The 22,159-nt window shown below is 68.1% G+C and carries 26 protein-coding genes; 9 read left to right on the top strand and 17 right to left on the bottom strand.

Going from position 1 to position 22,159, the window contains the following annotated elements; translation table 11 throughout:
* Positions 1 to 8: 8 nt before the first annotated feature.
* From D451_RS0122210 to D451_RS0122230, 5 genes are read right to left on the bottom strand one after another with little or no spacing between them, the layout of a single operon-like run.
* Positions 9 to 689 (bottom strand): transglutaminase-like domain-containing protein, encoded by a 681-nt coding sequence (locus tag D451_RS0122210; RefSeq protein WP_014908965.1) that lies wholly within the window; start codon positions 687 to 689, stop codon positions 9 to 11.
* A 13-nt stretch (positions 690 to 702) separates the two neighbouring features.
* Entirely contained in the window at positions 703 to 1,866 is a 1,164-nt protein-coding gene (locus tag D451_RS0122215; RefSeq protein ID WP_017536027.1) for an acyl-CoA dehydrogenase family protein, read from the bottom strand.
* 15 nt (positions 1,867 to 1,881) lie between these two features.
* On the bottom strand, positions 1,882 to 2,259 hold the full coding sequence (locus D451_RS0122220) for an ectoine synthase (protein WP_014911885.1): 378 nt from the start codon (positions 2,257 to 2,259) through the stop codon (positions 1,882 to 1,884).
* A 46-nt stretch (positions 2,260 to 2,305) separates the two neighbouring features.
* Positions 2,306 to 2,566, bottom strand: coding sequence for an acyl carrier protein (locus tag D451_RS0122225; RefSeq protein ID WP_017536028.1), 261 nt, complete (start codon positions 2,564 to 2,566; stop codon positions 2,306 to 2,308).
* Positions 2,563 to 3,822, bottom strand: a complete 1,260-nt coding sequence (locus D451_RS0122230; protein ID WP_234305932.1) for an AMP-binding protein — start codon at positions 3,820 to 3,822, stop codon at positions 2,563 to 2,565. The genes D451_RS0122225 and D451_RS0122230 overlap by 4 nt, the downstream gene beginning before the upstream one ends.
* A gap of 878 nt (positions 3,823 to 4,700) precedes the next feature.
* Between D451_RS0122230 and D451_RS28335 the strand changes: the two genes are divergently transcribed.
* Both D451_RS28335 and D451_RS26810 read left to right on the top strand, forming a co-directional pair.
* Entirely contained in the window at positions 4,701 to 4,850 is a 150-nt protein-coding gene (locus D451_RS28335) for a hypothetical protein (protein WP_014911133.1), read from the top strand.
* 90 nt (positions 4,851 to 4,940) lie between these two features.
* Positions 4,941 to 5,762, top strand: coding sequence for an AfsR/SARP family transcriptional regulator (locus D451_RS26810; protein WP_152472970.1), 822 nt, complete (start codon positions 4,941 to 4,943; stop codon positions 5,760 to 5,762).
* Positions 5,763 to 5,787: 25 nt separating this feature from the next.
* Here the strand turns inward: D451_RS26810 and D451_RS0122245 are convergent, their stop codons facing one another.
* Positions 5,788 to 6,744 carry a helix-turn-helix domain-containing protein gene (locus D451_RS0122245; RefSeq protein WP_234305931.1) on the bottom strand — a complete coding sequence of 319 codons (957 nt, stop codon included), beginning with the start codon at positions 6,742 to 6,744 and terminating at the stop codon, positions 5,788 to 5,790.
* A gap of 302 nt (positions 6,745 to 7,046) precedes the next feature.
* Between D451_RS0122245 and D451_RS0122250 the strand changes: the two genes are divergently transcribed.
* Positions 7,047 to 7,337, top strand: coding sequence for a hypothetical protein (locus D451_RS0122250; RefSeq protein WP_017536032.1), 291 nt, complete (start codon positions 7,047 to 7,049; stop codon positions 7,335 to 7,337).
* Positions 7,338 to 7,507: 170 nt separating this feature from the next.
* Here D451_RS0122250 and D451_RS0122255 read toward each other — a convergent pair whose 3' ends face one another.
* The 3 genes from D451_RS0122255 to D451_RS0122265 are packed head-to-tail and all read right to left on the bottom strand — an operon-like array spanning position 7,508 to position 9,914.
* Complete coding sequence (locus D451_RS0122255) at positions 7,508 to 8,737, bottom strand: Dyp-type peroxidase (protein ID WP_017536033.1); 1,230 nt, start codon at positions 8,735 to 8,737, stop codon at positions 7,508 to 7,510.
* Entirely contained in the window at positions 8,737 to 9,318 is a 582-nt protein-coding gene (locus tag D451_RS0122260) for a copper chaperone PCu(A)C (protein WP_017536034.1), read from the bottom strand. The genes D451_RS0122255 and D451_RS0122260 overlap by 1 nt, the downstream gene beginning before the upstream one ends.
* Positions 9,315 to 9,914 (bottom strand): copper resistance CopC family protein, encoded by a 600-nt coding sequence (locus tag D451_RS0122265; protein ID WP_017536035.1) that lies wholly within the window; start codon positions 9,912 to 9,914, stop codon positions 9,315 to 9,317. Before D451_RS0122265 ends, D451_RS0122260 begins: the two co-directional genes overlap by 4 nt.
* 257 nt (positions 9,915 to 10,171) lie before the next feature.
* On the opposite strand from D451_RS0122265, the gene D451_RS28340 reads away from it, so the two are divergent.
* Entirely contained in the window at positions 10,172 to 10,318 is a 147-nt protein-coding gene (locus D451_RS28340) for a hypothetical protein (RefSeq protein ID WP_017536036.1), read from the top strand.
* 400 nt (positions 10,319 to 10,718) lie between these two features.
* Positions 10,719 to 10,913: a hypothetical protein gene (locus D451_RS0122280; RefSeq protein WP_017536038.1), complete on the top strand. Its 195-nt coding sequence runs from the start codon at positions 10,719 to 10,721 to the stop codon at positions 10,911 to 10,913.
* Between the two features lie 386 nt (positions 10,914 to 11,299).
* Here D451_RS0122280 and D451_RS0122285 read toward each other — a convergent pair whose 3' ends face one another.
* Positions 11,300 to 12,217, bottom strand: coding sequence for an EamA family transporter (locus D451_RS0122285; protein ID WP_017536039.1), 918 nt, complete (start codon positions 12,215 to 12,217; stop codon positions 11,300 to 11,302).
* 68 nt (positions 12,218 to 12,285) lie between these two features.
* On the opposite strand from D451_RS0122285, the gene D451_RS0122290 reads away from it, so the two are divergent.
* Complete coding sequence (locus tag D451_RS0122290; RefSeq protein WP_017536040.1) at positions 12,286 to 13,197, top strand: LysR family transcriptional regulator; 912 nt, start codon at positions 12,286 to 12,288, stop codon at positions 13,195 to 13,197.
* A 48-nt stretch (positions 13,198 to 13,245) separates the two neighbouring features.
* On the opposite strand, the gene D451_RS0122295 is transcribed toward D451_RS0122290, so the two are convergent.
* Positions 13,246 to 13,677 (bottom strand): VOC family protein, encoded by a 432-nt coding sequence (locus D451_RS0122295; protein ID WP_017536041.1) that lies wholly within the window; start codon positions 13,675 to 13,677, stop codon positions 13,246 to 13,248.
* A gap of 161 nt (positions 13,678 to 13,838) precedes the next feature.
* On the opposite strand from D451_RS0122295, the gene D451_RS0122300 reads away from it, so the two are divergent.
* Positions 13,839 to 14,354, top strand: coding sequence for a hypothetical protein (locus tag D451_RS0122300; RefSeq protein ID WP_017536042.1), 516 nt, complete (start codon positions 13,839 to 13,841; stop codon positions 14,352 to 14,354).
* A gap of 35 nt (positions 14,355 to 14,389) precedes the next feature.
* Here D451_RS0122300 and D451_RS0122305 read toward each other — a convergent pair whose 3' ends face one another.
* Positions 14,390 to 15,355 (bottom strand): LysR family transcriptional regulator, encoded by a 966-nt coding sequence (locus D451_RS0122305; RefSeq protein ID WP_394296804.1) that lies wholly within the window; start codon positions 15,353 to 15,355, stop codon positions 14,390 to 14,392.
* A 117-nt stretch (positions 15,356 to 15,472) separates the two neighbouring features.
* Here D451_RS0122305 and D451_RS0122310 point away from each other — a divergent pair, with 117 nt between their 5' ends.
* The gene (locus D451_RS0122310; protein ID WP_017536043.1) at positions 15,473 to 16,000 is read left to right on the top strand and encodes a DapH/DapD/GlmU-related protein; all 528 of its coding nucleotides are present in this window, start codon (positions 15,473 to 15,475) and stop codon (positions 15,998 to 16,000) included.
* 301 nt (positions 16,001 to 16,301) lie between these two features.
* Complete coding sequence (locus D451_RS0122315; protein WP_017536044.1) at positions 16,302 to 17,411, top strand: methyltransferase domain-containing protein; 1,110 nt, start codon at positions 16,302 to 16,304, stop codon at positions 17,409 to 17,411.
* 46 nt (positions 17,412 to 17,457) lie between these two features.
* Here the strand turns inward: D451_RS0122315 and D451_RS0122320 are convergent, their stop codons facing one another.
* The 5 genes from D451_RS0122320 to D451_RS26815 form a co-directional block, all read right to left on the bottom strand.
* Positions 17,458 to 18,060, bottom strand: coding sequence for a dihydrofolate reductase family protein (locus tag D451_RS0122320; protein ID WP_017536045.1), 603 nt, complete (start codon positions 18,058 to 18,060; stop codon positions 17,458 to 17,460).
* A gap of 184 nt (positions 18,061 to 18,244) precedes the next feature.
* Positions 18,245 to 19,540 carry an MFS transporter gene (locus tag D451_RS0122325; protein ID WP_017536046.1) on the bottom strand — a complete coding sequence of 432 codons (1,296 nt, stop codon included), beginning with the start codon at positions 19,538 to 19,540 and terminating at the stop codon, positions 18,245 to 18,247.
* Between the two features lie 238 nt (positions 19,541 to 19,778).
* Positions 19,779 to 20,063, bottom strand: coding sequence for a putative quinol monooxygenase (locus D451_RS0122330; RefSeq protein ID WP_017536047.1), 285 nt, complete (start codon positions 20,061 to 20,063; stop codon positions 19,779 to 19,781).
* A 113-nt stretch (positions 20,064 to 20,176) separates the two neighbouring features.
* The gene (locus D451_RS0122335) at positions 20,177 to 20,602 is read right to left on the bottom strand and encodes a (R)-mandelonitrile lyase (protein WP_017536048.1); all 426 of its coding nucleotides are present in this window, start codon (positions 20,600 to 20,602) and stop codon (positions 20,177 to 20,179) included.
* Between the two features lie 338 nt (positions 20,603 to 20,940).
* Positions 20,941 to 22,044, bottom strand: a complete 1,104-nt coding sequence (locus D451_RS26815; protein WP_017536049.1) for an NAD(P)-binding domain-containing protein — start codon at positions 22,042 to 22,044, stop codon at positions 20,941 to 20,943.
* Positions 22,045 to 22,159: the final 115 nt, after the last annotated feature.

The raw sequence follows: 22,159 nt of genomic DNA on the forward strand, positions 1-22,159 counted from the left end.
CACTCCTCTCACTCTCCACGCTCACGGCGGGCGTCATCGGCCAGCGACCCTTGGGCGGTCACCAGTTCCGGGCCGACGAGTTTCGGATGGTTGGCGGCGATACCGCCGACCACGGTGTCGTAGGGGAAGTCGTCGTACTCGCCGCGCCACCGGACGAACTCCATGTGGCGACGCCCCTGTTCGTCGAAGGGGTGGTAGTAGCTGTCGTCGCGACCGTCGAACTCCAACGGCCGGATCCCGTAGAGACGGCACAGCAGGGTGTTGAAGACGGGGGTCGCGCGGATCCAGGCGCCGTCGATCCGCACCGACACCAGGGCGTGGAAGGTGAAGAGGTCGCCGCCCATGAGCTCGAGGAGACGCTCGGAGGCCAGGTGGTTGCGCACGTCCCCGTAGACCAGCCGGGTGGGGATGCCCACCGAGCGGGCGGCCGCGGCGTAGACGATGGACTTGTGGACGCAGAACCCCTGCCCGCGCTTGAGGACGCCGGAGGCGCGGACGCCCTCACGGGTGAGATCGGCGTCGTAGACCTCGTAGCGGATACCGTCGCGCACGGCGTCGTGCAGCCGTACGGCCATCTCACGGGGCGAGGCGTTCCGATCCGGGAGGGCCCGGTCGACGAACTCCCGCACTTCGGGGCTCTGGTGGTCGAGGAAGTAGGTCGGTTCCGTCGGTGTTCGGGTCTCGGTCACGTCTGTCCTTCGGTCACAGGCCCAGAGCCTTGGCGATCTTCTGCCGTTGCACGGCGTTGGATCCGGAATAGATGGGTCCGCCGAGGGCGTCACGGACCCCGATCTCCATGCCGGTGTCGGTGAGCACGCCCTCGCCGCCGAACAGCTCGACGGCGGCCTGAGCGGTACGGATATTGGCCTCGCTCGTGAGGATCTTGGCCATCGCCGTCTCCGCGGTGGCCCTGTGCCCGGCGGCGACCGCCTCCCCGGCGGCGTGCAGGGCCCGCCGGGCGTTCTGGGTCGCCATGTGCATCTCCACGACGGTGTCGCGCACGCTCTGGAACTCGGCGAGCGGTCGGCCGAACTGGCGCCGGGTCTCCACCCGCTTCACGACCCGGTCCAGACGATGGCGCATCTCGCCCACGTTGATGACGAAGGCGATCAGGATCTCCCAGGTCATCACTCGGTCGAGGATCAGGAATCCGGTCCCCGCCGCGCCGATGACGTTGGCCCGGGGGACACGGCATTCCGTCAGACGCAGCCGCCCGAAGGGGGAGGTGCGCAGGGTCGACTTGTCCAACGCCGGACCGAAGTCCGCGCCGGGCGTGCCTCGGGGGACGAGTACCGCGCTCAGACCGAGCGGGCCGGGGGTGTCGGAGGTGCGAACGTAGACGACCGCCAGGTCCGCGACCGGGCCGTTGGTGACGTAGGTCTTCAGCCCGTTCAGTTCGATGTGGTCGCCGTCCGTCCGGCCGGTGGTCGCCATGGCCAGCACGTCCGACCCCGCTTCGGGCTCGGTGATGGCGTGGCAGCCGATGGCCGCTCCGGTGGCGATCGTCGGCAGGTGGCGACGGCGGAGTTCGGGGCTCGCGAACCCGTTGAGCGCGAACCCGGTACTGGCCAGGTGCGTGGCTGCGCTGAAGTTCAGCCCCGCGTCACGGACCGTGTAGCCGAGGTGCTCGACCACGTGCATGAGGTCGGTCAGGGAACAGGCCTGACCTCCGACCTCCTCGGGGAGGAAGGAACCGAACAGGCCCGTGCCCGCAAGCTCCTCCCAGACCTCTCGGGAGAAGACCGCCCGCCGGTCCCGTTCGAGATGACCTCGGTTGATGGTGGGGGCGACCCGTTCGATGCGCTCGCGTAGGCGGGTGAGAGCGATGCCCTCGTCTCGCGGCGGTGCCGCTGTGGTGATCACCATGTCGGGCACGTCCGGTCAGTAGGAGGAGAAGTCGGGTGACGTGAGGTCGTGCCGCTCGTCGCCGCGGAGCGGCGGGTTGAACACGCTGACGAGCTCCAGATCCTCGTGGGCGCCGGCGATCAGCAGGTGCGGGTCGTGCTGATCCAGGGCGTAGAGGACGCCGGGGGAGAGGTCGATGCGGGTACCGCCGTCCTTGCTCTCGACGAACCCGCTCCCCCCGATGCAGTAACACGCTTCCAGGTGGTTCGCGTATCGGAGTCGGGAGACGGTCCCCGCGCGCACCACGGTGTGGGCGACGGTGAACCCCAGGCCGTCCTCCTCCACCAACAGCCGTTCGCTGGTGCCGTTGCCCCAGTCGATGGTCTCGGTCTTCTCTCTGGAACGCTTGAACATGTCTTCTTCTCTTTCTCGATCTGTTGAAATGAATTCTCGGGACGGGTCAGATCCGCTGTCCGGTATTGGTTTCGATGAAATCCGCGATCGCGTCGATGGTGCGGAAATTCGAGGGGGAGATCTCCACGTCGGTGACGGGCACGTCGAAGGAGGACTGGATCCACTCCACGAGTGCCAGAAGGGAGAGGCTGTCGATGACGCCGCTGGTGAGAAGGTCGTAGTCGCGAGGGATGTTCTCCCCGGCCAGGTCCGGCGCGTGGACGGTCACGATGCGTTCCCGAATACGGTCTCGGATATCGTCGGTCATGGCGTTCGCCTTTCGAGGAATCTGTTGATGGTGCCGTTCCGGTCGGTCTTTCCCGTCCCGGTCACCGGAAAGGGTTCCGTGGTCAGGAAGGTCCGTCCGGGTACGGCCGTGGGGGTCAGGGCCGAGGAGACGGCCGAACGCAGGGCGAGGTTGGACACGGAGGCGCCCGGGTCGACGAGCACGGCCGCGATGAGCTCCCGGTCGCCGGACCCCTTGGCGTGGGCCGTCACCACGGCGTCGACCACGCCGTCCTGTCGACGCAGCACCGTCTCGATCGCGTCGAGGGACAGGCGGACACCGCGGACCTTGACCTGACGGTCGCTCCGTCCGGTCAGGCGCAGAGTGCCGTCGGCGTCGACGGTGACCAGGTCGCCCGTACGGAACTCGCGTCGACCTTCGAAGGTCCGCCACACGTCGTTCGGAGCGTTGACGTATCCCAACGCCTGGAAGGGGGTGGACACGAGCAGTTCGCCGCCATCGGAACCGTCGACGCGGTGGCGGACCCCGTCGATGGGGCGGCCCAGTTCTCCGGGCGTGGCCCGACGCAGGTCGAGGAGGAAACCGTCGTTGATCTCGGTGCTGCCGTAGACGCTCCACAGCGCGGCACGGGGAAAGGTCGCGTCCAGGGCGGGCAGCGTCTCCAGGGGATAGAAGTCGCCGGTGGAGATCACGTGGCGGACTCGGGGCACGGGGTCGCCCGCACGGGCGATGAGGGTGAGGACGACCGGTACGGCCTGAAGGAGGTCGACGTCGTACGTGCGGGCCATCGCGGCCAGAGCCGGACCGTTGGTGAGGTCCTCCTGAGGGGCGAAGACGACCTGGCCGCCGGCGGCCAGGACCGCCCACACGTCCAGGGTGGCGATGTCGAAGTTGATCGGGGAGAGGCTCAGGGAGACCGTGTCGGGTCCCAGGTCGAAGTGATCGCGGGCCCAACGGACGAAGCGGTCGACGCCCTCGGGATCGTGGGCGACGATCTTGGGGCTGCCGGTCGAACCGGAGGTGGTGGTCCACAGGCCGTACACGTTCCGCCACGCGCCGGGGGCGTCGGCGAAGGCGGCCAGGTCCCGGTCGATCCGGGAGACGTATTCGGCGCCCGCGTCGTGCGGAACGAGGAGGGCGGGACGGCGGAACCTCTGAGCGATGAGGGTCTCGATCACGGCCCGTCCGTCACGGCCGGCCCGTACGACCTGGACGCCGTGGGGAGGGACCTCGGGGGCGGCGGTGTTCACCGCCGTGACCAGTCGCCGGTAGGTCATCTCTCCTTCGGCGAACCTCAGCGCCACTGCCTCCGGTCGTCGGCGGGCATGTTCTCGAATCGATTCCCAAAGGGTGGGAGTGGCCATGGTCATCGCCTCCTCGGTCATGAGAACGGTGGATGTTCCTGCATGGGCTCATACGTCGAACGGGAGGTTTTCCAGGCCGATACGGGAGAGATGTCTCCCCCTGGGCGGAGCGGAGATGCCGAAGAACGTTCGACTGCCAGAGCAGAACATAGGTAACGTCGTCACGGCTTGGCAATACCGTTTCTGAAAATTCCCTCGGTGTGGAACGGGAAAAAGGGGAGGTGCGAACCTCGGACAAGGGGATTCTCGTTTTCCAAGGTCGTTCTTCGACCGATTCTGGACGAGGGCTCCAGTGATTCTCGAGCGCGGCGCGGGCGGGGTCGGCGCGTGCCCGCATGGGGCCGGGCGCCGCCGTCCCCGGGGGCGCCGGAGGGGCTCTCCATCACCGAGGAGACGGATGGTGAGAGAGGGGAGAAAGTGGATCCTCAGGGGGACAAGACCCTTCTGAACTGGGAGGACGTGGATGGTGTCCCTCCCCGTCTCCGGTGTCCCGAAGGTGTTCGCCCGGGTGTCCCCTGGAGCCGGGCGGCCTCCTCCGAGGCGGGTCCTCTCGTGTCCTCGGGCCTTCGGGCAGGTGGGGCATGGTCCTCACATGGCAGCTTGGTGCCATTGCAGGAGTAGGCCAGTCGATCGTGCTGACAGTCGACTCGTGAACGTCGATGATGGAAATCAGATCGGCGGTTCGGAGAGCGCCCTCACCGGATCCGAAGCCGCGCGATGAACCCCAGAAGTCGCAGAATCATCTTCGATGCCGTGGACTCCTCGGCTCACGAAAAAGGGAAGAGACCTTCATGGGCAAGATCACGAACTTCTTCTGTGTCGTCGGTATCACCGCCGCCTGTGTTCTCGTGGACGGTGGACCGATCGTCGAGCGGAATTCCACCGGGGTCCTGGCCGGAGAGGGTTATTCCTGCGAGGAGTGCGGCGCCGGTTGGCAGTGACCTGAAAGGGTCGATGGAGAGGGGAGGGCGTCCCTATGGGGCTCCCGTCCCCTTTTTCCCGGAGCGTTCGTCCGAAAGAGAGAAGAGTCGGTGAACTTTACGATTCTGGGCGCGTTGGAGATTCTGAAGGACGATCGGGAGTGCACCCCCAAGGCTCCGAAGGTCCTCCAGGTCCTGGCCCTGTTGCTTCTGAGAGCCAACCATCCCTTACCCATGAGTGTCCTGGTCAGGGAGCTCTGGGGGGATCACCCGCCGAAGAGCGCGGTGACGACCGTGCAGACCTACGTGTGTCAGCTGCGCAAGGCCATCGAAGAGGTGGACACGGCCACGGAGGAACCCGAGTACCTGCTCACCCGCTCCTCCGGATATCTGCTGCGGGTCTCTCCCGAACAGGTGGACGCGCTGGTTTTCCAACGGCTGCTCGGCGAGGGGAGACGCCTCCTCGAGGAGGGGCACACCGACGCGGCCTCGAAGCGCCTCGGTGAGGCGCTGGATCTGTGGTCCGGCCCCTGCCTGGCCCACGTCTCCCGCGGACCGCTGATCGAACCCCACGCCGTCCGTCTGGAGGAACAACGGCTGCACGCGCAGGAACTGCGCATCCGCGCCGAGCTCCTCCTGGGGCGTGAACGGGAGTCGATCGGAGAGCTGCGCTCTCTGGCGATGGAGTATCCGCTGAACGAGTGGTTCCATGGCCGGCTCATCCACGCGTTGCATCGGGCCGGGCGTCGGGACGAGGCGTCGACGGCCTACCGGCGGCTGCGACTGGCCCTCTCGGAGGAACTCGGCCTGGAGCCTTCGCTTGAACTACAGACCCTTCATCAGGAGGTGCTCGGCGCGAGCCCGGCGCCCCCCGAGCCTCGACGGCGGCCGCGAGGTCGACCGGAGGGTTCCGTTCCCCTGGCGACGGGATGACCTCCACGGCCGGGCCGGTCGGCGTTCATCGCACCTTCCGCCCTTCCGTGACCCCGCCGAGGGAACGTGTGTCGATCCACCCCAGCGCGGTCGCGAGGACGCCGGCCTGGAAGCGGCTTCGAGCGCCCAGACGGCGGCTGAGGTCCGCGGTGATCCGACGCGCGGTGCGCACGGACACCCCGAGTTTGCGGGCGATGGTCTCGTCGGTGTTGCCCTCCGCCAGCAGGTTCACCACCGCCTGCTCCTGCGTGCTGAGGCCATGAGGGTCACGTGGAGTGACCGAGGAGCCCAGGGGTCGGGCCTCCTCCCACACGTACTCGTACAGGGCCATCAGGGCGGTGACGGCGCCGGAACCGCGCAGGACCAGGGCGCTCGCGGAGGTGTCGTCGGGATCGGTGGGGATCAGCGCGATGGCGCGGTCGAAGAGGACCATCCTGGTCGGCAGGGTCGGCACGGTACGGATCCGGGCTCCGAGCTCGGTCAGCCGGGAGATGTACTGGACCGTCTTGGGGTCGTTCATCACGCTGTCGAGGTAGACGTCCCGCAGTTCGACGCCTCGTTCGAGCAACAGCCGGTCCAGCGGGAGGCTCGCCTCGAGGTTGTCCTGGGTCTGGGCGCCTCCGTCCGCGAAGGTCCAGAGCGAGTGACGACAGTCGTGCACGAGCTCCTCGATCCGCAGGCGGATGGCGTCGATGCCGTGGAGCTGTTCGATGTCCATCACCGCGCGGGTGCCGGGGCTCTCCTCGAACTCGGAGATCAGTTGGGTGATGGCCGTGCGCGCGGTGGCCAGCTCTCGCTGCCGTTCCAACAGCTCGGCCTCCTGCTGCCACAGCAGCGTCTGGAGGCCGAACTCGGGTCTCACCAGGACCAGCTTCTCGGACTGCTCCCACGAACGTCGGATCAACGACAGTCGGGCCAGTTCGTCGAGCGCCGACCGTACCCGTTCCGTCGGCCAGTCCAGGATGCGTCCGAGGTCGCTCACACCGGCATGGGGCTCGGCGAACATCGCTCGATAAACGCTCACCGCGTCTTGACCGATTCCGATCGATCCGAACACGACTCTCCTCCGGTCGCCTCTTCCGCATCGACCCACCGCGCCGCGTGGTACGGCGAGCCTGTCGACTTATGGGTACGGCGACACGATCTCTGTGAAACTTGCGTGCCAATTGTGGAGTCTTCGGGGGGTGCTCGCAAGAGTGGTTCGTGGCCTCTTCAGGACAGAAATCGCTTGCTCGTATCTTTCCGTCGGGTTAACGATGTCCTGGCGAACGGGCGGAGAATAGCATGAGAATCGTACGCTTGAGGTTGTCCGTTCGCGGTCCGTTTCCCTGTGGGGAGATCAAGGAGGAGGTCTACGCACGCTCCGACCCCGAGGACATGCTGGAACACCTTTATGTCGAAACGTGTGCGGGGCGGGCGGAACTCGTTTTCTTCCTCCACGAGGACATCAGGGGGAGCGCGGAGGTGACCGTCCTGCGGCTGTGGAGAAGAGTGACGAGCCGTGACCCTTCGTGGCGTACGTGGTCCGTTCTGGAAGTCGGTTCCATTCGAGACATCGACCCCGGGAAGGCCTGAGCCGATTTTTTCAGGGGAGCTTTTATTAGCTCTGGAATTCCATCCTCGGAGAACACCGTCCCCCGAGACGAGAACGGCCCGCGGTGAAGATCTCGACGGATCCACCCCGTTCCACCCGCGCCGGGGGAGCGGCGGGGCCGGGAGGAGACCCGGCCCCGCGAGACGAGCCCTCAGCCCTCGAACAGGGTCTGTCCGACGAAACCGCCCTCGGAGCAACCCGGCGGAAGGGCGAAGACCGCCGAACCGATGTGGGTGATCCACTCGTTGAGCAGGTCGAGCTCGTCCAGGCGGCGTTGGATCGGGACGAACTGGCGGTCCGGATCCCGCTGGTAGCAGGCGAACAGCAGTCCGACGTCCTCTCCGGTGGCCGATTCGTAGTTGTAGGCCCGGCGAAGGATCCGTTCGTCCGGATCCTCCGAGCGGGCGCGGCGGATGTGCGCGTACTCGGCGATCACCGGGAACCCGAGCGGCGTCGTCGCCTCCAGATCGGGTTCGTCGTGCTCGCTCCCCCCGGTGAGGGGCGCGCCGTCGTCCAGCCGACGCCCCACCGAGTCCTCCCGGCCGGGCCGGTCGAGCCGGTCCCACTCGTCCAGGTCCATGGAGATCCGCCGCAGGACCAGGGCGGTCCCACCTCGCAGCCATCCGGGGGACTCGGCTCCGCACCAGACGAGGGGGTCGAAATCCTCGTCCTCCGGCCCGGGGTTGACCGTGCCGTCGACCTGGCCGAAGAGGTTGCGCATGGTGGTCCCGTCGGGCTCGGCTCCGTACGCGCGGCGAAAGCCCTCTTGAGACCACCGGACCTCACCGAAGGCACGGGTGTCCTTCAGCAGCATGCGCACGGCGTGCGAGAGCGTCAACAGGTCGTCGGAGCACACCTGGAGGAGGAGGTCGCCATGGGACCAGCGTTCCTCCAGACGGTCGGTCTCGAACTCCGGCAACGGGCCGAGCCAGTCCGGGACCGCCTTCGGGTCGACGCGTTCCACCAGCCCCGGCCCGAAACCGAAGGTCACGGTCAGCCCGGACGGGGCCGTCGCCAGTTCGGGTTCGGTGTCGGCCAACGCGGACTCGCCCCGGGTGAGCCGGGAGGCGTCATCGGAGAGCAGGGTGAGCAGGCGCCGCACCCCGTCGGCGTCCACGTCCTTCTTCAGATCGACCCCGATGAATCGGGCGTGGGCCTGGGGCGGAGTCGCCACCCCCGCCTGGTGGGCGCCGTGGAAGGGGTACGTGCGTCCGCCGTGCACCCGCTCCGCGTTCGCGACCGTCTCCGCCGGCGCGCGCAGCGAGCGGATCAGGGCGTCACCACCGCCGAGGGTCATCGCGCCCACCCCGGCGGCGGCCGCGCCGCCCAGCAGGACCCTTCTGCGCGAGGGCCGGGGGCCGTTCTCGGCCGGACGTTCCATCAGTGACCCCCGTGGTCCTCGTCGGAGTCCCCGTGCCCCTCGTGGTCGCCGTCGTAGTTCTCATTGGCGCCCTCGAAGTCCTTGACCGGGGCGGTGAACTCCTGAGTGGAACCGTCCTCGAATTCGAGCGTGACGGCGACCTCGGCCCCGGGCTCCAGGTCCCGGGTCAGGTCCATGATCATGATGTGGTCGGCGCCGGGGGAGAGTTCGTGCTCGGATCCGGCGGCCACGGAGAAACCGCCGTCCTTCTCCCGCATGAGCGTGTTGCCGTCGTCCCCGTCGACGACCTCGTGGAGTTCGACCATGTCGGAGATCTCCTCGGCGGTGGCGGCGACGATGACGGCGTCCTCCTCGCCCTCGTTGATCAGGACACCGAAGGCCGCGGTCATGCCGTCGTCGGCGGAGGCCGCCTTGATCCACGGGTCGGTGATCGAGACCGATTCGGCCTGGAGGGCGGAACTCTCCTGAACGGCGGCCTCCTCTTCGGTCGGGGCGGGAGAGGCGCAGGCGCCCAGGAGCAGGGCCGCGCTCAGGGCGGTCGGCGCCAGGAGGGAACGCGTGGTGAGGGCGGTCATGGTCATCGGGTCTCCGTTTCGTTCGGGACGATCTGGCCGGCCGGTCGAGGGACACGACCGGCGGCGTTGCGAAAGCGCAGGTAGGCGGTGTAGAAGAGGAGCCCGATCAGGCCTCCGACCAGGGACAGGACGGCCTCGCGGGGGAGCCCGGCGGTGGCGGGGGCCGCGGCGGCGTCGGTGTCGTCCTCCTCTTCGGGGCTCATGGGCGGAGCGGCCTCCAGATCGGGAGGTGGAGGACCGCCCTCGCCCACCTGGAAGGTGAAGGAGCCGCTGATCGGGTGTCCGTCGCTGGAGACCACACGCCAGCGGACCGCGTACCCTCCATCGGCCATCTCGGGGGGAAGTTCGACGCTGACGTCGTGCTCCTCGACGAGCGGCTCCGTCGTGGCCACGGCCTCGGACTCGGAGTCCAGGACCAGCACGGCGGTGGAGACGTCCATCGGACGGCCGCTGAAGGTGAGCCGGACCTCCTCCGGAGCGGAGTCGAGCGTCTGCTCGTCCTCCGGGGACGAGGCGATCAGAGCGTCATGGGCCAGCGCCGGCGCCGGTGAGAGCAACAGGGCGGTGACGGCGGCGCAGAGCACGGTCGCGGGGACCCGCATGAATCCTCCTCGTCGGGGCGACAACTCGGTCGGCACAAGGAGAGTCGTCCACCACCCGCCCCCGGTTCCCGCGGTATTCGAGGATTTCCCGGAGCGGGCCCCGAGGCCCCGGTCGAAGGGGCCGTCTTCACCCGCTTCTTCAGGGAGCGCTACGACGACGGAACATCGGAGACGACCCTCTTCTACGCCCTCCAGCCCCTGTACACCGAGGCACCGGTCGACCCGGAGACGAGGCCTGGACGCTGGAGCGTCGGATCATGTTCGACCCCGACACCGGTACGCCCCTGGTGGTCACGGTCGAGACGGAGTCGGGAGAGGTGGAGGGCGGGGAACTCCCCATGACGAACCACTACGCGGTGATCTCGGAGACCGCCTGGGTCGCGGAGACCGAGGAACCGCCCTGAGTCGTGAGACCGGCGGGCCCTCCACAGAGGTGCGTGGCCCGCCCGGTGCGGTATCGAGAGCGCCCACCCGGTGGGTTCGAGCGGCTCGGGAAGGATGTTCACCGGGCTCGTGTCCAGGGTGACGCTTCCGTGGGACTTGCACAGGGGGTCGACTGTCGCTGATGTCCGTTTTTATTCGTGGGGAGTTTCTTCCCACGAATACTCACATCCCCCTCATGGCGAACGGCATCCTCATGCGTCGTTTCTCGAACAGCGCGACGGCGGCTTCGGCCGTCGCGTTCCCGGATCGCGTCGGCCCCCGGAGCGCGGTCGGGCCCTCGCCGGATCCACGGTCGAACGGCGGGAGCGTCTTCGCCTCCCTTCCGATGGCGGCCCCGTGATGAGGGACAAGAAGAGATGGATGCTGATCGCCTGTCTTCAGGCCGCCGTCCTGGGGTTTCTGTGGTGTATAGCGAAGTTCGAGGCCTGGAGCGAAGGCGAGGTCTCCATCTTCACGAAGTACGCCGCAGTGGTATGGGTGATCGCCATGGTCTGCCATGGGATTTCGTTCTTTCTCGAACCCGACACCGAAGATGACCGAGATATCGCTCCGTAGTTTTCTTTTCGGTGTGTTCTTTACAGGGGTCTCATGCTGCGGTCCGCGCTCGCTTCAAGTATTGTCGGAATCATCCTCTATGGAATAGGTCTCCTGGTGGATGTGCTGCTCTTCGGTAATGACGGATCCTATTTCAAATTCTTATTATCCGCCTGGTCCGTCGTGGGTGTGATCTCTTTCGTCTGGCTGACGATCCGATCCAAGAACGAGCGTTCCGATGCACGGGACCCCGAGGACGAGTGATGGCGCGTGATCACGGTGAGGGCGGTATGAGGGGTTCGGTGCGTAACGGCCGGCAGGCGGTCCTGGCGGCGGTGGCCGGAGCACTCACCGTGACCGAGGCATGGGGTCCGTCTTCGGAAGGCCCCTGAACCGACCGGTGTCCCTCAGCCCCGACCCCGTCCGCCGGAGGAGGCGGCGACGGTATTGGCCGTGACGATCACCGCGATCGCCCCCCACGCCCAGGCGTCGAGGTGCTGGCCCAGCACCACCATGCCGATCAGCGCCGCGAACACCGGATTCACGCTCATGAACACCCCGAAGAAGTGCGCGGGCACCCGGCGCAGCACCAGCAGGTCGGACAGGAACGGCAGCACCGAGCACAGCACCCCCGCCACCATCGCGCACGCCACCGCGAGGACGGTGGGGGAGTGGTGCCAGAACACCCACAGCCCCACCGGAAGGTAGAGCGCGCCGGAGACCATCGCCGCGGCGGCCGAGCCCTGGACACCGGGCAGGCGCTTTCCGACCGACCGGTTGAGCAGGATGTAGCTGCCCCAGAACACCGCCGCGAGCAGGGCCAGACCGATGCCCACGTAGTCGGTCGAGGGCGTGGGGCGCATCAGGACCGCCACGGCCCCGGCGGCCGCCGCCGCGCACAGCCAGTCGACGCGACGTCGGGATCCGGCCAGTGCCACCACCAGCGGACCCAGGAACTCCAACGTGACCGCAAGGCCGAGTCCGAGCCGGTCGACCGCCGCGTACAGGGACAGGTTGATCCCCGCGAACACCACCGCCAGCCCCAGCACCGACCGCCACTGCGCCGCGGTGAAGCTCCGGAACCGGGGCCGTCCCACCGCGCCCAGGACGATGGCGGCCACCCACTGGCGCACCGCCACCACCCCGGCCGGGCCCAGGACCGGGAACGCCAGGGCGGCGATCGACGCCCCGGTCTGGTTGGACAGGCCACTGCCCAACATCATCGCCACCCCGATCCGGCGGTCGCGCGCCGAGGAGGCGGGGGTGGAGGTCTGTGGTTCGAAGGCGTCGACGGCGGGGGCCGGGCCGGTGGAGGAGTCGGGCATGCCCTCACGATGGGGCCGACCTCGGGATTCGCAAAATGCATTCGATGGGGGATCCATACGATGGGCGTATGGATGAGATCCGCGACGACTCACCGACCGTGAAGGCCCTGGAGCTCAAGCAGCTGCGCTACCTGGTCGCCATCGTCGACACCGGGAGCTTCACCGAGGCCGCCCACCGGCTCGGCACCTCACAGGCGGCCGTCTCCCGCACCCTCTCCGCGCTCGAACGGCTCCTCGGCGTGCGGCTGCTGCACCGCACCAGCCGCAGCGTCGCCCCCACCACGGCGGGCGTGCGGGTCCTGACACGGGCGCGGATCCTGTTGTCCGGGGCCGACGAGCTGGTCCGGGAGGCGACCAGCGGCCACGTCCGTCTGCACATCGGCCACGCCTGGTCGGCCTTCGGGCGCCGGACCACCGAGTTCCAGCGACGGTGGCACGCCGAGCACCCCGAGACCGAGCTGCGTCTCATCCGCCACGATTCCCCCACGGGAGGGCTCGCCGAAGGACTGTGCGACATCGCCGTGGTCCGCTCGCCCAAGGAGCTCGCTCCCTGGTCGCACGCGTTGATCGGGCACGAACGCCGCTACGTCGCCGTCGCCTCCGACGACCCCTGGGCCCGCAGGCGTCACGTCCGTCTCGGTGAGATCCCCGCGCGCACCCTGCTCATCTACCGCCGCACCGGCACGACCGGGCCGGACCTGTGGCCCGAACACGAGCGGCCCGCCGTGGAGTACACCCACGACATCGACGACTGGCTCGCCGACATCGCCACGGGACGCTTCGTCGGCATCACGCCCGAGGCGACCGTCTCCCAGTACCGGCGCCCCGGCGTCGCCTACCGTCCGGTGCGCGACGCCGACCCGGTGTCCGTGCACCTCATCTGGCGCTCCCACGACCCGCACCCCGCCACCCACACGGTGATCGCGCTGGCCGCCGCCCTCTACCGGGAGGGCGGCGACGAGACGAAGGGGCGTCCCTGAGAGGACGGATCGGGTGCGCGGCCGCCGCCGGGTTCCAGGTGTGAACGCTCAGCCGAAGACGACCGTGCCGTCGTCCTCCACCCGCCAGCCGGGGTTGTGGGCGATCTCCCAGATGACGCCGTTGGGGTCCTGGACCAGACCGTGGAAGACCCCGCCGAAATCACCCTGCCGCGGAGCCTTGAGGATCCGGGCGCCGGCCTCGGCCATCTCCCCGACGGTGCGCTCCACCTCCGAGGGGCTGTCGACGTTGTGCGCGAGGGTCAGCCCGGAGACCCCACCGACCTCGATGGTGCCGCCCAGGTCCTGGGAGAACTTCTCGGTGTCGAACAGCCCCAGCATCTGGCCCGGGGCGATCTGGAAGAAGAGGATCTCTCCGGGGACGTCCATGAGCGGTTCCCAACCGAGCCCGTCCCGATAGAACGCCCTGGCGGCGTCGAGGTCGTCGGTGGCCAGGGTGATGAAGTGGACCCGCTGTTTCATGTCGCCTCCGTCCTCGGTGCCCCCGTGCGTCGAGAGCGTTCGTGGTGCCCGTGTTACACGAGTGCCCTGACAGAACGGTGAAGGAACACACGAAGTGGCGCGGCCGAGCTCCGTTCACCTCCCACCGCGGGGATGTCCGCCCCTGTGACTAGGCTGCCCGCATGCCCGAACCCGAACGCGTGACCCGGTCCATGTTCTTCGACCTCCACCCGATATCCATGCCTCGAACACTGCCGCGCGTGCCCGAGCGCCTCTGGTCGGAGGACGACTGGGAGCGCATCCGCCTCGGATACAGGTCGGCGGACATGGACGAGAAGTGGAACGTCTTCACGGAGGAGGAGACCGTCTTCCTGCACCGAAGCTGGACCGGTATGGGAGTCTTCGCCGCCACCTTCGCCCCGGTGGAGGGCGGCGGACACCGAATCGTCCACGCAGTGGCCGAACGCGATCCCGAGTGGTACGGGGGTACGGACGACGATCACGACAGCCTCATGATCGAAACGGTGCTCAGCTTCGTCGTACTCGGTGAACCGGTCGTCGATCTCCGTTCGAAGCTGGTGGACTCGAAGCATCGACAGGTGGGTTCCGACGACGCTCCCGCCGGGATCATCCTGCACAGCGCTCTGGGACTACGTTCGGACGCGGGTCGCGGCAAGAGAACCGAAGAGACCGACTGACCCCCGCGCACGTGGGGGCGACACGCTCGCCGGCCTCACCCGCCGGGGCGTGCCCGTCGATCCGGAGCGTTGAGCCGGCGATCGGCCCAGGAGGGGACCCACGTCTCGCCCTCCGGGCGCGGCCGGGAGGCACGCAGATGGTCGCGCAGCGCGGACAGCACGGGGTGCCGATCTCCGGCTCGGGACAACAGCAGGTGCGGGTAGACCGGGGTCGGATCGCGCAGCGGGATACGGCGCAGGTCGTGGCTCTGGGGCCACAGGTAACGGTCACCTGCGGTGATGAGGGTGGCCAGTGCGGAGGACGCCGCCAGCGAGTCCATCAGCGCCTCGTCACCGAAGTGGGGGCCGAGCGCGTCGATGCTCAGCCCGAACGTTTCGGACAGCGCCCGATAGAACGCCTCCCACTCCGTGCCCGGCCGGATCCCCGGGATCCAGACGCGGTGCCCGGCCAGATCCGCGGGCCTGACCCGGGGTGCGTCCGCCAGCGGATGGCCGGGGCCGACCAGCAGCTCCAACGGCGCGTCCAGGAGCCGTTCGGCGTCGAGCCCGGCCGGTATCCGATCGGCGGGCAGGGCGCGGAAGGAGGCGTCGACGGTTCCGTTCAGCACCTCCTGGGCGACCTGGTCGGCGTTCCTGTCGTCGAGGGTGACCGTGTCCAGGGCCGTCTCGGGATGGGCGCGGTAGAACCCGTAGACGGCCTGGGCCGGCGCGATGCGCTGGTTGAGGACGTCCACGCGCAACGGACGGTGGCCCGGACGCATGGCCTGCTCCGCCTGCTCGACGGCGGCCAGGACCTTCCGGGCGTGGGGCAGGAAGAACCGTCCGTCCAGGCTCAACCGTGAACCTCGCGGGGCGCGCACCAGGAGGGAGACCCCCAGATGCTTCTCCAGGCCGGCGATCCGCTTGGAGACCGCCTGCTGGCTGATCCCGAGGTCGCCCGCGGCCGCCTGGAAATGGCCCGTCTCGGCCACGGCCACGAAAGTGCGCAGCGCTTCGATCATCACACCGGCATCCTATGGACACAACGAACGGTTGTGCGTCGATGGTCTCCGAGTGGTTTGAGCGCACCCTCGTCGGGGTGCTGGAATCAGCGCATGTCCACTCGAACGAAGCAGATCATGTACGTCCGAAGCCCCGATTTCGAGCAGCACGCGGAGCGGATCATGGAGGTGACCGACGCGACCTCCCGTCTGAACGTGCTGCCGTTCAGCGATACTGAAGGCCGTGCCGAACTACTTTCGGTTGTGTTCGGCGGCCCGTTGCCGGAATCGGTGACGATCTACCCGCCCTTCTACACCGAGCACGGCCTGAACACCACGTTCGGCGAGAACGTCTTCGTCAACCAGGGATGCACGTTCATGGACAAGGGCGGTATCGACATCGGCGACGGCGTCATGATCGCCCCGAAGGTCGACCTCATCACCGGAGGCCACCCCCTCCCCCTCGCCGAGCGCCGCGAACACCTCTCCTTCGCCCCGATCGTCATCGAGGACCACGTCTGGATCGGGACGGCCGCCGTGATCACCCAGGGCGTGACCGTCGGCACCGGCGCGGTCGTCGCCGCGGGCGCGGTGGTCACCCATGACGTTCCGCCCCACACCATGGTCGCCGGGGTCCCCGCCCGGGTGATCAAGAAGATCGACTGACCCGGGCGACCGCTTCACGAGCGCGGCTCGGGGGATCGCGGTCGTGCGCGCGGCCTCTTCCCCGAGCCCTCCGCAGGAGAAACGTTTCTTTCGAGGAAACCGGTGTATCCCGCGCTCTCACGGGGGATGCTTGCTGGAGCATCACCACGCCCCCGGTGTAAGAGGAGACGACCGTGGCTCAGTGCGCCATGTGCAAAGGCGAAGGCACGGTAGTGGTCGATTCGGGCGGCGACGGTAGCGGCGGCGGTTGGTCACATCAAGAAGTCATCACATGTAGTGGTTGCAAGGGCTCGGGAGAGAAGTGACGGATCTCGACGCGCTCCACTCAGCCCTGGTGGAGCGACTCGACACCGATGACACGATTCGTGCCGCCTTCTCGGCTCATCCTCGGCATCGGTTCATCCCCGACATGATCTGGCCGGACGCCACCGGGCTCCCTCTCTTCCGGACGGCCGAGCCCGACCGTTGGGCGGGCATGGTCTATGGATCCGGCCCGGTCACCACCCAGGCCAACGACGGGGGTGGTGGGCCGCGCAACGAACCCTCCTCTTCCTCGTCGGCTCCTCAGTCGATGGCGGACATGATCGCCGCCGTCGGGGTTCGTGAGGGTATGCGGGTACTGGAGATCGGCACCGGTACCGGGTGGAACGCGGCCGTCCTCGCCGCCCTGGTCGGAGACGAAGGGGAGGTGGTCTCGGTCGAGATCGACCCCGGCGTCGCGGCCCGGGCCCGTGAACGCCTCGAAGGGACCGGGGTTCGTGTCCTCACCTCGGCGACGCCACCCTCGGAGGAGGGGTTCGACGCAGTGATCGCCACGTGCGCCGTGTCCCGGATTCCCACCGAGTGGCTGACCGCGGCGGACGAGGACGCTCCGGTCGTGCTTCCCTGGAACCCCCATCCGGCCGTGCACAGCACACCGATCGTGGTGCTGCGGAGAAGAGGCCGGATCGGTGCCGGGCCGTTCGTACGTGAAGCCGCGTTCATGCGTGATCGCACTCAGCGTTCCGACGATCCTCCTTTCCCCGGACTGGGTCGGTCACCGGATCGCACCTCGGATCTCCCGGTCGGGTCGATCGAGCTGATCACCTCCGGTCTGATGACGCGGCTCATGCTCATGCTTCCCGGTACGCGCATCGGTACGGGGGTCCGGCCCTTCGGCAGTGGCCACGGTCGCATCGTGTGGCTGGGTGACGAAGAGGGTTCCTGGGCCTACGTGTGGCCGGACGGGACCGCCACCGGTGGTGGTGCTCGCCTGATGGAGGAGGAGTTGGCGAACGCCTACCGGCGGTTGGAGAACACGGGCTTCCCGGAGCTGAGCACGTTCTCTCTGGAAGCCGACCCAGGGAGCGACCTCTACCGGGTGACGTGTTCGGCGATGGAGTGGGCCTGGGAACACCGGGTCTCGCTCTGACCCCGTCCCACCGCCGTCGGACGATTCGCTCGGGGGCTCGACGCGTCTAGGGGACCTCGGTGTCGTCCGTCGCGCGGCGGTAGGTGGTGATCAGCACCCCGGACGGGGTCGCCCGTGCGGAGGCCAGGGTCAGGTGACGAGGGACCGTGCCCTCGGCGAAGAGCCGTTTGCCGCCGCCGAGGAGGAGCGGAAAGATCAGGATCCGGTACTCGTCGACCAGGTCGTGCTCGATGAGTGTCCGCAGGAGATCGCCGCTGCCCGGCACCACGATCTCCCCCTCCACCTCGGTCTTGATCCGATCGACCTCCGTCGCCAGGTCGGCGCCGAGGAGGACGGATCCGGCCCACCGGAGCTCCCGGAGAGTACGAGAGGCCACGTATTTGGGCATCGTGTTCATCGCGGCGATCGCGGGGTCGTCCATGTCGCCGTACGGCCAGGTGCCCGCGAAGATCTCGTACGTCTTGCGGCCGAGGAGAAGAGCTCCGGCGCCGGCCGTGGTTTCGCTCATGAACCGTCCCACGGCATCGTCGACGTAGGGCGGGACCCAGCCGCCCTCGTCGAACCCGCCCTCTCGATCCTCGTCCGCGGACAGGACCGACTGCACGACCCCGTCCAATGACATGAAGTCGACCGCTACCAGACGTCCCATGACCCGATCCCTTCGATGTGTCCTTTTCTGTGGATATGGACGGTGTGTCGGGAGGGGAATCATCGGTGTTCGGAGAAAGGTATCGACAGACCCTCGCCCGAAAGAGGGGGACCAGAGCCCCGGTGGTGCGCTCCGGCCGGCCTGTTCACCGCTCCGACCAGGATCTTTCCCTCTCGGCCACGGCTCAGACATCGTGTTCGCGCACCAGCCCGATGAGCCGGCGACCGAAGAACAGCACCACCACCAGACTCACGGCGCTCACCAGTACGTAGGGGACGCGGAGGGCGTCGGCCTGCCCCAGTACGGGGGTCAGTGACGAGACCAGGACCCCACCGAGCGCCATACCGACGGTGCTCATGCCCCAGCCGACGGTGCGCATGGCGGCGTTCACCCTGCCCAACAGATGGTTCGGCGTGACGCGCTGCCGGATCGAGGTCATCGCGACCGCGTAGCCGAGCACCAGGCCGCCGGAGAGGAGGTACACCCCGGCCACCACCGGGGTGATCGGGAACAGTGACACCAGCAGGTACAGCAGGCCGCTTCCGGCCAGGCAGAACGTCGGCAGGGTCCCGTGCGGCAGGACGGAACGCGTCCAGGAGACCATCTGGCCGCCGACGATCCCACCGATGGCGGCGAAGGCCATGAGCAGGCCGAACCCCGCCGAGCCCAACCCCAGGGTGTCGCGGACGAACAGGACCTGGGTGGAGAGCAGGGTCGCGTAGGCGGTGTTGACGAAGATCGCGATGATCGCCACGCTGCGCAGCAGAGGCTGATTCCACACGGCACGGACACCCTCGACCACGTCCTCGCCCACACCGCGGAGCCCGAGTGGCGCTTTCGACGAAGAGCCGAGGGCGGGCTCGGATCCACCGTCCCCGGCCGGTGCGGTCGCCCGGACGCGTACGAGGGCCGCCACCGATACCAGCAGAGCGGCGATGTTGAACAGGAACGGTACGAACAGGCCCAGCGTCAGGACGAAACCGCCCAACGGTCGTCCGGTGAACTCCTGCGCCACGATCGCTCCGGAACGGAGGTGTCCGTTGGCGCGTTCCAGTTCGCCTCCGGGGACCAGCGAGGTCACCGTCGTCTCGGCGGCGGTGTCGTAACAGACCTCCAGGACACCGAAACAGAACGCGAAGGCCGCGAGCAGCGGGATCGACGCCTGGCCGGAGAACACCGCCGGCGCCAGTGACGCCCACAGGAGTACCCGCAGGGAATCGGCGGAGATCATCAACGTGAAACGGGGGACCCGATCCACGAGTACCCCGACCGGCAGCGCCAGAAGAAGCCAGGGCAGCCGCCCCGCCGTGGCCACGGCGGCCACCAGGGCGGCGTTGTCGGGCACCAGAGAGGAGGCCAGCCAGGGCACGGCGATCATCGCCACGCCGTCACTCAGATTCGAGGCCAGTGACGCCGACCAGAACGCCCAGAACCGTCCGCCGAGTGGCGTTCTCGAGGCTCGGATCGTGGGGTCGGACATGGGGCACCGACCTTTCGCGCACCGGTGCTCCGGGAGTTTCCCGAGCGGGGGGCCGGGACACGGGGTCAGGCTGACAAGGTGGGAAGGACCCGGGCCACACCTGCGAACGAGACGAACTCGAGTATGTCCGTGCTCGGCGTGAAGGTGTTCGTCTCTGAACCGAATCGATGGTTTCGACCTGCGGGAACGGGCTTGAGCGTTGTCGTTCGACCGTGTTCTCGAGGGTGAGGCGTATCGGCTATGGGGCCTCTACACCGGAGATCAGGTAGCGGCTCACCTCGGCGTCGAGGATCCGGGGCATCCGTTCCGGCTCCGGCCCCGAGCTCCGGAAGCGCAGAAGGTCCTCGACGGTCTCCCAACGCTCGTACACGTTGATCCGGCCCGGTTCGACGAGGTCGGCCGTGAGGGAGAAGTCGAGGCAGCCCTCGGCGGTTCGGGCCTGTTCCACGACGCTCACGCATCCGGCCAGATACGCGTCACGCGTGGCGGCGTCCACCAACAGTTTCCCGGCGATGATGATCATGCTTCTCCTCGTGCTTCGCTCGTTCATCCGATGTCGAGGTGGGGGACCATCGACTCGTGTACCGAGGAGGTAGACCGGTCGGGGCCACGAAACTCATCGCCGTCGTGGTCCGCTCATCCTCTGGTCTTCGGGGCGGCGGCGACCAGGGCCGCGGCGTACTGTCGGTCGGTCACCGGCTCCGACCAGGTGGTGCCGTCTCCGTGCCCGTCACCGACCACCATCGCGAGGTGGGACATGAACCGCTCGTCGGTGGCGCCGTGCCAGTGCTCCTCGCCGGGCGGGCACTTGATGGTCTGACCGGCGGTGGCGCGCACGACGCTCCCGTCCCGGGTGCCGACCAGAGCGACACCGTCGACGACGTGCAGGACCTGGCCCAGGGCATGGGAATGCCAGTTGGTGCGGGCGCCGGGAGCGAAGCGCACCAACGCCACCGCCAGACGCGCCGGCTCGGCGGGGGTCTCGATCATGTCGAGGTGGACCTCGCCGGTGAAACGTTCGGCCGGACCCTCGAGGGTCACGGTCCCGGTGATGAGCTCCATGGCGATCCTCCCGCGCGGTGATACGGCTCCGTGATGGTCGGTTCCATGATCGTCACCGCGTCGCCGGCGAACCGTCGTTCGACGGCGGGTCGGTCGCCTTTTGCCGCGTTTTTGTCCCAGAGCCGGACGGACCCCGGGGAACATCGGCCGACCGGAGGAAAGCCGATTCGGCGCTGTGGGAATGCGTGACGCCTACGAGTTCCTTGTCGCCTCGGGTTTCGACGGTCGTCTGATCAGCGGCTGAGCGGTAGGCGTGTGGAGGTCGCCCCGAAGGGGCGACACCGCCCACCGTGTGCACGGTTCACCCCACCGAGGACCCCTTCGTGGACGTACGGATCTCATCGGCGCGGGTCGTGGCCGGCGTCGGAACGCAGCCTCGTCGCGATGTACTCGGCGTCGAGAGGGAATCCGGCCACGGTCCCCGAAGCACAGGTCCGGAGCCCGTCGAAGCCCAGCCAGTAGAAACCGTCGACGTCCGTTTCACAGCCGTTCGGGGTTCCGTGGGCGCCCAGGGGGCGGCGGATCTCGTCGACGCGCAGCCAGCTCAGATCCGTACGCCAACCCGTCGCCCAGAGGACGGCGCGAATGCCGTGCTCCCGGAACGACAGGTCGAGGGGCGGCGTCGATGATGCCAGCGGCGGGTGGGGGATCCACTCCGGTTCGACCGTCGGCGACGGATAACGTGATCGCTCCGCGGGGTCCAGGCCCTCGATCCAGGCCTCCAACCTGTCGATCAGCCTCTCGTACCCCCGGTGGGCGAAGGCGATGTTGGCGTGGAGGTCGTCTCGGAACGTCGCGACCTCCCCGTCCTCGGAGACGCCGTCCAACCTTCCCAGTAGCCGTACCCCCAAGCGGGCCAGGGAGTGATGGGAGATCGGATGGTCGTGACCGACGATGGGCATGGGGTCGGCGTGCTCCCGGGGGTGGCCGCACTCCTCTCTCGGGGCCGTCAGGGATCCGAGCCGGTCGAGCCAGAACATGATGTCCTCGCCACGGTGGTCGCGTGGACTGCCGGCCACTCTCGACGTCGCCAGATGGACCTCTCGGCCCGCGCGCGCCAACTCCTCGCCGAGTTGCATGCCGGTCTGTCCTCCGCCGACGACCAGGACCGCGCCGTCCCTCACACTCGACGGATCGGTGTAGGTCCCGACACGGAGCTGCTGGATCTCGGGTCCGAGGCGGGCCGCGAACCCGGGGATCCGCGGCGACTGGTGCTCGCCCGGGGCGGCCACGACGTTGAGCGCGTCGTAACGGCGTGGGCCATCGCCTCCCTGGACGGTGACGATGAAGCGTCCCCCCTCGGTCCGTTCCACCGACCGGACCCGTGTCCGTTCCCGCAGGGGGAAGCCTCTCCGTGCGATATGCGCGTCCCACATTCGGAGCATCTCTTCCAGCGGGACGCTCCGCGTGTCGTCGGGGACACCATCGCTCTGTCCCATCATCCGCGAGTACGCGATGGGCGAATTGATCCTGAACGAATTCCAGCGCGCGGAGCGCCACTGAGGTTTTCTCAACGAAGATCATTTCCATCGCCGGTTGAGGACCAGAGTCGCACGG

The organism is Nocardiopsis alba DSM 43377 (genome assembly GCF_000341225.1).
GTDB classification, from domain to species: Bacteria; Actinomycetota; Actinomycetes; order Streptosporangiales; family Streptosporangiaceae; genus Nocardiopsis; species Nocardiopsis alba.